The sequence below is a fragment of the Frankia tisae genome, assembly GCF_025403405.1.
Taxonomy (GTDB): Bacteria; Actinomycetota; Actinomycetes; order Frankiales; family Frankiaceae; genus Frankia; species Frankia tisai.
The window spans coordinates 21099-28680 of sequence record NZ_JANEZT010000038.1; the positions used below are offsets into that span (position 1 = coordinate 21099).

The following is a 7582-nucleotide window of genomic DNA, read 5'->3' on the forward strand; positions in this document are numbered from 1 at the left end:
TGCCGTAGGCTCGCCTGCATGTCCGGACAGTCGCTGTTCGCTCGCCTGGAGCCGCTGCTCCCGCGGGTGCGAAGGCCCGTGCAGTATGTCGGTGGCGAGGGGAACTCCATCGTCAAACCCTGGGACACCGCCGCGGTGCGCTGGGCTCTGATGTATCCGGACGCCTACGAGGTCGGCCTGCCCAACCAGGGGCTGCAGATCCTCTACGAGATCCTCAACGAGCAGCCGGACGTGCTCGCCGAGCGGACCTACTCGGTGTGGCCCGACCTGGAGGCGCTGCTGCGCGAGCACGGCCTGCCGCAGTTCACGGTGGACGGGCACCGGTCGGTCCGCGATTTCGACGTGCTCGGCGTCAGCTTCTCCACCGAGCTCGGCTACACCAACCTGCTCACCGCGCTCGACCTCGCCGGGATCCCCCTGCAGGCCGAGCGCCGTGGCGAGGCCGACCCGCTGGTGGTCGCGGGTGGGCACGCCGCGTTCAACCCGGAGCCCATCGCCGGGTTCGTCGACGCCGTGGTGCTCGGTGACGGCGAGCAGGCCGTCCTCGGCATCACCGACGTGATCCGCGGGTGGAAGGCGGCCGGCGCCCCCGGTGGGCGCACCGAGCTGCTGGCTCGGCTTGCCCACCGCCGGCTGGTCTACGTGCCGGCGTTCTACGACGTCACCTATCGGTCTGATGGCCGCATCCAGGCGGTCACCGTCAACCGCGACGACGTCCCGCTCCGGCCGAGCAAGCACACGCTGTCCGACCTCGACGCCTGGCCGTATCCGAAGGCCCCGCTGGTCCCGCTGGCCGAGACGGTGCACGAGCGCCTGAGCGTGGAGATCTTCCGCGGCTGCACCCGGGGCTGCCGGTTCTGCCAGGCCGGGATGATCACCAGGCCGGTGCGGGAGCGGAACATCTCCACTGTCGGCGCGATGGTCGACGCGGGTCTGCGGGCCACCGGCTTCAACGAGGTCGGCCTGTTGTCGCTGTCCAGCGCCGACCACACCGAAATCGGCGAGATCGCGACCGGTCTCGCCGACCGGTACGAGAACGAGAAGATCTCGCTGAGCCTGCCCTCGACGCGGGTGGACGCGTTCAACGTCACCCTCGCGAACGAGTTCTCCCGCAACGGCCGGCGCAGCGGGTTGACGTTCGCCCCGGAGGGCGGCTCCGAGCGGCTGCGCAAGGTCATCAACAAGATGGTCGGCGCCGAGGACCTGGTGCGCACCGTCAGCACCGCCTACGCCCATGGCTGGCGCCAGGTGAAGCTCTACTTCATGTGCGGGCTGCCGACCGAGACCGACCAGGACGTGCTGGAGATCGCCGACCTAGCCCGGGAGGTGATCCGGGCCGGCCGTCGCGCCAGTGGCCACCGCGACATCCGCTGCACGGTGTCGATCGGCGGCTTCGTCCCGAAGCCGCACACCCCGTTCCAGTGGGTGGGCCAGGCGTCGCACGAGGTGACCGACGCGCGGCTGAAGCTGCTGCGCGACACCGTGCGGGCAGACAAGGAGATCGCTCGCGCCGTCGGGTTCCGCTACCACGACGGCCGTCCCGGCATCATCGAGGGCCTGCTGGCTCGCGGTGACCGTCGCGTCGGCGCCGTGATCGAGCGAGTCTGGCGCGAAGGCGGCCGCTTCGACGGCTGGAGTGAGCACTTCTCGTTCGAGCGCTGGGAGTCGGCGTGCGCCGCCGAGCTCGAACCGCTCGGGATCTCCCTCGACTGGTTCACGACTCGCGAGCGCGACGAGCGCGAGGTGTTGGCCTGGGACCATCTCGACGCGGGCCTCGACCGGGACTGGCTGTGGGCCGACTGGCAGGAGGCGCTGCGCGGCACCGAGCTCGACGACTGCCGCTGGACCCCCTGCTACGACTGCGGCGTCTGCCCGACGATGGGGACCGATACCCAGATCGGCCCGACCGGCCGGTCGTTGCTGCCGGTGGTGAGCGTGTCGGCGGGTTCGCCGGTGGTCACCGCGGCTTCCGTGTCCGTCGATGGCGTTGACGGCATCGATGCCGAGGCCGTACCCGGCGGCGTCGAGGACGGGCCGGCCGCCGGCTCCCGGCTCCGCCCGGCGGCGGTGAGCAATGGCACGCCGGCCTGAGGGGCCGCCGCCCCCGCCGGTCGTCCAACGGGTCCGGCTTCGCTTCGCGAAGCGGGGGCGGCTGAGATTCCTGTCACATCGGGACGTCGCTCGCACGTTCGAGCGGGGGCTGCGCCGGGCGGCGGTGCCGATGGCGTACTCGGCGGGCTTCAGCCCGCATCCCCGGATCTCCTGGGTGGGCGCCGCGCCCACCGGGGCTGCCAGCGAGGCCGAGTACGTGGAGCTGGCGCTGGCCGTCGAGATGGAGCCGGCGCAGCTGCAGGCTGACCTGGACGCGGCGTTGCCGCCCGGGCTGGACGTGGTGGGCGCCGTGGTAGCCGAGGGGACCGGGCTCGCGGAGCGGATCGATGCCTCCCGGTGGGTCGTGCGGCTACCGGGGGTCGCGGAGCCCGAGTTGCGCGGCGCGGTGACCGAGCTGTTGCGGCAGGAGGTCGTCCAGGTCGAGCGGGCGACCAAGGACGGTCGGCGCCGGTTCGATGTGCGTGCCGCCATTGTCTTGGCCGTTTGTCGTGCGGGGAACGACACGTGTGCGATACTGGAGTTGGTCGTGCGGCACACGACGCCCGCTGTGCGACCAGACGACGTGCTGACCGCCCTCGGCGTGGTAGCCGGTCTGCGCCCGTCGGTGCCGCCCGAGCCAACGCGGCTGGAGCAGGGCCGACTGCGCGATGATGGGACGCTGGCGGACCCGCTAGCGCCGGACCGCAACGACGCTGGCCGGCTAGCAGGTCGATCATCAGCGTGATGCAGGGCGTCGCAGGCTTTCCCGGCAGCAACCGAGCCGGACCGAGACATTGGCTTCTGCGCGGCCGCGACTGCACCAGGCAGCGCGCCCGGGAGCCCGAGAGGCTTCTTAACCCGTGCCCGACGATGATCTGACCACCCAGACCGAATCCGAAGCCACCCGCCCCGCGCCGCGTCGGCGCAGGGCCGCAGGACGGGCCGCCGGTCCGCCCTCCGAGCACCCGGACGGGTCCGCTCCCGACGGCGCCGTGGCAACCGCCGCCCCGAGCATGACCAGCGACACCGCCGATTCCTCGGTGTCCGCGTCCGTTTCCGGCGACGGCGCCGCCCCATCAGCCGAGGCGCCGTCAGCCGAGGCGCCGGCAACCACCCGGCGGCGGACGAGGACCAGCCCCACCACGCGTACCCGCGCGACCAGGGCGAAGGCGGGCGATGCGGCCACGGCTGATCCGGCCTCGCCGCAGGTAGCGGACGCGGCCGGATCAGCCGCCTCCGGAGCCGCCTCGCCCGCTGCCGAGGCCGCCGCGCCATCCGTGGGGGCCGCGCATCCCGCTACGCCCACCGATGCCGCTACGCCCAGCGATGCCGCTACGCCCAGCGGCGACGGCGCGGCTGGGGGCGCCGAGTCCCCGGCGCCGGTCCGGCGTACCCGGGCGACCCGCAGCCGTCGCGCCGTCCGTGACGTCGCCGCGGCGGAGGTCCCGGCCTCTGTCGAGCCCGTGAGTGGCGCCGACTCGGCAGGGCCGTCCGCCGCAACGGCGCCGGCCGGCGAGGCCGCGGCGCCGCCGCCCGTCGAGGACGCGCCGAAGCCCAAGCGGACCCGTTCGCGCCGGGCTACCTCCGGCCCCGTGACGCCACCAGCCGTACCCCCCGTCGGCGAGCTGCCGGCCGGCGAGCCGTCCGTCGTCGAACCGGCGGCAGCCTCCGCCGCGCCCGTCGAGGTCGGCGGCGCAGAGGCCACCCCGCCTCGGGCTACCCGTACCCGGACCACGAGGCGTCGCGCGACGGCCGCCAAGGCCGCGCCCGTCGAGCCCGCGTCCGGCTCCGTGCCGGCAGTAGACGCTCCCGCCAGCCCGGCTCGGGGAAGCGAGGGGTCGGCCGGCGAGGCTCCCTCGACCCCCGTCGCTGGGCCGTCCGCGGTCGCTGAGCCGCGGGCCGGTATCGAGTCGCCGGCTGACGTTGAGCCGCCTGCCGCTGCCGACCCGGCTGTCTTTGCGGACCCGGCTGTCTTTGCGGACCCGGCCTTCGTCGACGAGCCGGTCGCCGCGAGCGCCCCACTCGGCCCCGCGACCGCCGAAGGTGAGCAGGCCCAGGTCGTACCGCCCGCCGCCGAATCGGCGCCGGGCGGCACCCGCTCCCGGACGAGGACCCGGCGGGCCACCGCCCCGACCTGGGCCGGCATCGGCGACGAACCGGCCGCCGAGCCCGTATCCCGCCCGGCGGCCCGCCGCCCGGTGGCGATGGTGACCTTCCGGGCGCCGGAGCCGGCGGCCGCCGAGCCGCGCTGGCGCCGCGCCGGCACCGCGGGCGAGACAGGGTCCACTGCCGTCCCGGAGCCCATCGAAGCCGCCAGTCCGCCCGTCGAGCTGGAGGCCGCCGACGAGGTCACCGACACCGACATCGACACCGACATCGACACCGACATCGCAGCCGAGGAACTCGCCGCCGCCGATGAGGACGGGGAGTTCGACGAGGACGACCAGGGTGGCGGGTCGGGTTCCACCCGGCGCCGTCGTCGTGGCCGCCGCGGCCGTGGCCGGGCCCGTGGAGACGAGGACGGCACCGAGACCGACGCAGAGGACGGCGTCGGCGAGACCGACGAAGGCCCGAGCGTGGTCGCGGACGCCACCGATCGTCCCGGGCGCGGCGGTGCGGCGGAGCCGGCCGCGGCGGACGGCGGTGAGGCGGCGGACCGCGCCGATGACGGTGACGACGAGGACGACGACGATCGCACGGGCGGTTCGCGCCGCCGTCGGCGTCGGCGTCGGCGTACCGGCGGCGACGAGCCTGGGGTGGTCGACGACCCGCCGAACACCGTCGTGCACGTGCGTGAGGTCCGCCGCGACGAGGATCTGGTCCGGGGCCTGAGCGGTTCGACCCGGCTGGAAGCCAAGCGCCAGCGGCGCCGTGAGGGCCGGGACAGCGGCCGGCGCCGCCCGCCGATCGTCACCGAGGCCGAGTTCCTCGCCCGCCGCGAGGCGGTCGAGCGCCGCATGATCGTACGCCACGCAGGTGACCGCACCCAGATCGCCGTCCTCGAGGACGGCGTGCTCGTCGAGCACTTCGTCACCCGTGCGAGCTCCGCGTCGTACGCGGGCAACGTCTACCTCGGCCGGGTGCAGAACGTGCTGGCCAGCATGGAGGCGGCGTTCGTCGACATCGGCAAGGGACGCAATGCCGTCCTGTACGCCGGTGAGGTCAACTACGACGCCTCCGGGCTCGACGGCCGTCCCCGTAAGATCGAACAGGTGCTCAAGTCGGGGCAGTCGGTCCTGGTCCAGGTCTCCAAGGACCCGATCGGGCACAAGGGTGCCCGGCTCACCAGCCAGATCAGCCTGCCGGGCCGTTACCTCGTGTATGTACCGGACGGTCAGAACGCCGGCATCAGCCGCAAGCTGCCCGACACCGAGCGCGCGCGGCTCAAGAGCATCCTGAAGAAGATCACGCCCGAGGACGGCGGCGTCATCGTGCGCACCGCCGCCGAGGGTGCCAGCGAGGCCGAGCTCGAGCGCGACGTCGAGCGGCTCGCGGCGCAGTGGGAGGACATCCGGCGCCGCGCCAAGAAGGCGTCGGCGCCGTCCCTGCTCTACGGCGAGCCGGACCTCGTCGTGCGGGTGATCCGCGACATCTTCAACGAGGACTTCACCGAGCTGGTCGTCCAGGGCTCCGGCGAGGCCGCGACGATCGAGGAGTACCTCGACGCCGTCGCCCCCGACCTGCGCCCGCGTATCCGCCGCTACACGGGAACCGGCGACGTCTTCGTCGACTACCGGGTGGACGAGCAGCTCGCCAAGGCACTCGACCGCAAGGTCTGGCTGCCCTCGGGCGGATCACTGGTCATCGACCGCACCGAGGCGATGACGGTCATCGACGTCAACACCGGCAAGTTCACCGGCAAGGGCGGCAACCTCGAGGAGACCGTCACCAAGAACAACCTGGAGGCCGCCGAGGAGATCGTCCGCCAGCTGCGGCTACGGGACATCGGGGGGATCATCGTCATCGACTTCATCGACATGGTCCTGGAGAGCAACCGGGAGCTGGTCCTGCGCCGGCTCACCGAGTGCCTCGGTCGTGACCGCACGCGGCATCAGGTCGCGGAGGTGACGAGCCTCGGCCTGGTCCAGATGACCCGTAAGCGGGTGGGCCAGGGCCTGCTGGAGGCGTACAGCGAGTCGTGCGTGCACTGCAACGGCCGCGGCGTGCTCATCCACCTCAACGGCAGCGGCGGCCACGCCCACTCGGGGGCCGCCCCGGCCGCCTCCGGTGGATCCGGTACCGGCCAGGCCGAACCGGCTGCGGTCGGGTCCGGGTCCGGTTCCGGCGGGTCGGGCCGGCGTTCTCGCGGCGCTGCCACCCGTGCCGTCGGCGGGCCCTCACTCGTCGCGTCCGCCTCGGCCGGCGCTCCCGCTGCGGCCATCGAGGTGGCCGGCGGCACCGCGACGCAGGCCGGCATCGTCCCGCCGGCCTCGACGGACAACGACGTCACAGGCCCGACGGCAGGCGATGCCGGCGGCGCGCCGGACTCGCCGTCGGAATCCGGGGTCGTGGTGGTGGACGCCGCTTCCGCGCCGATCGCGGCGGTGAACGGCAACGTCCGCCACGTCCCCGTGGCGGACGCCGGGGGCGACGCGACGGTGACCCTCGCGTCGACGACCGGAGACGGGGCTACGACACCGCCCGTCTACGCGAACTCCGACGATCCCGACAGCCTCGCCACCGCCGACAGCGGTGCGACCGCCGACAGCGGTGCGACCGCCGGCAAGCCCGTCCGGAGCCGCCGGCGCCGGGCGTCCCGTCCGGTTTCGAAGCCGGCCGATTCGCTGGAGTCCGTGCCGCCGTCGGCCGAGTCCACCGCCACCTGACGAACGGCTGAACGGCTGAGCCCTGCCGGTCGCCCTTCCCCTCGGATCCTTCCGGGCGGGCGGGGCGACCGGCAGGCCGGCGCCGGGGGCGCACCAGCCTCAGGCGGCGGCGGTCGGACCTGCCGGGCTCTGGGACGTTGCCGGCCCGGGGCGGACGAAGCCGTGGCCGGGGTTCTCCCGCATCAGCAGATCCAGGGTGGCTCGCGAGCGGGACAGCGCGACCTCGACCGCCTGGTGGGCGCGCCCCGCGTCGCCCATCTGCAGCGCGTACGAAGCGATCGTCAGTGACTGGACGAGATCATCCTGATCGGCGAGGTCCGGACTCATCCGTTGGCGCGGTGAGCCGTCCGGCCCCGGGTCCTCACCCGCCGGCTGCGCCGGCACTCCCCAGGCCGCCGGATCCCGGCGCCGCAGCGCGATCCATCCCGCCGCCAGGGCGGTTCCCAGCAGCCAGCAGGCACCCGCCCAGGGCGGCACGCCGGCGAACGCCGTGAGGGCGAGACCGACCACCACCAGCGCTGCCAGCGCACCGGCCGCGGCCGGCACCGTGCCGGGAACCGAACCGTGGCGGCGGGCCGCCTCGGCCGCCGGGCGGCAGGCGACGGCGAGAGCCGTAGCTGTCCCGGCGCCTGCGGTCCAGACGAGTAGCTGCCAGACCATCATCA

General features: G+C 73.9%; 5 protein-coding genes. 3 read left to right on the forward strand and 2 right to left on the reverse strand.

The genetic code is table 11. From position 1 onward, the window contains the following. The first annotated feature begins 18 nt into the window (after nt 1-18). Together NBZ85_RS06195 and NBZ85_RS06200 are read left to right on the forward strand one after the other, a co-directional pair. The gene (locus NBZ85_RS06195) at nt 19-2091 is read left to right on the forward strand and encodes a TIGR03960 family B12-binding radical SAM protein (protein WP_261554752.1); all 2073 of its coding nucleotides are present in this window, start codon (nt 19-21) and stop codon (nt 2089-2091) included. Further along, nucleotides 2075-2836 (forward strand): TIGR03936 family radical SAM-associated protein, encoded by a 762-nt coding sequence (locus NBZ85_RS06200; RefSeq protein ID WP_261554753.1) that lies wholly within the window; start codon nt 2075-2077, stop codon nt 2834-2836. The genes NBZ85_RS06195 and NBZ85_RS06200 overlap by 17 nt, the downstream gene beginning before the upstream one ends. Nucleotides 2837-2944: 108 nt before the next feature. On the opposite strand, the gene NBZ85_RS32560 is transcribed toward NBZ85_RS06200, so the two are convergent. Then, nucleotides 2945-3277, reverse strand: a complete 333-nt coding sequence (locus NBZ85_RS32560) for a hypothetical protein (RefSeq protein WP_261561626.1) — start codon at nt 3275-3277, stop codon at nt 2945-2947. 277 nt (nt 3278-3554) lie between these two features. Between NBZ85_RS32560 and NBZ85_RS06210 the strand changes: the two genes are divergently transcribed. Continuing rightward, nucleotides 3555-6917, forward strand: a complete 3363-nt coding sequence (locus NBZ85_RS06210) for a ribonuclease E/G (protein WP_261561627.1) — start codon at nt 3555-3557, stop codon at nt 6915-6917. Nucleotides 6918-7016: 99 nt separating this feature from the next. On the opposite strand, the gene NBZ85_RS06215 is transcribed toward NBZ85_RS06210, so the two are convergent. Further along, nucleotides 7017-7582: MFS transporter (locus NBZ85_RS06215; RefSeq protein ID WP_261554755.1), on the reverse strand; the 566-nt coding region annotated here is incomplete at its 5' end.